Source organism: Staphylococcus sp. EG-SA-14 (assembly GCF_017151935.1).
Classification (GTDB): domain Bacteria; phylum Bacillota; class Bacilli; order Staphylococcales; family Staphylococcaceae; genus Staphylococcus; species Staphylococcus aureus.
The window spans coordinates 1-248 of record NZ_JACVZM010000101.1; the positions used below are offsets into that span (position 1 = coordinate 1).

The 248-nt window shown below is 29.8% G+C and carries 1 protein-coding gene; it reads right to left on the reverse strand.

Annotated elements, in window-relative coordinates:
• Positions 1 to 10: 10 nt before the first annotated feature.
• A partial coding sequence (locus IDG63_RS14820; RefSeq protein ID WP_241012398.1) for an LPXTG cell wall anchor domain-containing protein occupies positions 11 to 248 on the reverse strand: 238 nt, incomplete at its 5' end.

Genomic DNA, 248 nt, shown 5'->3' on the forward strand with positions numbered 1-248 from the left:
TGACGATGATTTATTTAGATTCTTTTCTTTTGAAAAGTAATAAAGATAATGAACCTAAAAGGGCAAGTGTTGCGAAGGCAACTGTGCTAATAAAGTTATCAACTGAAGTTAAACCAGTTTTTGGTAACGCTTTTTCTTTTTCAACTACTTTTTTCTTTTCCTTTTTTGATTTTTCATCTTTATGTTTCGGTTGCTCTTTGTGATTATTTTCAACCTTTTTTACTGTTGGAGGGCTATTTTCAACTTTT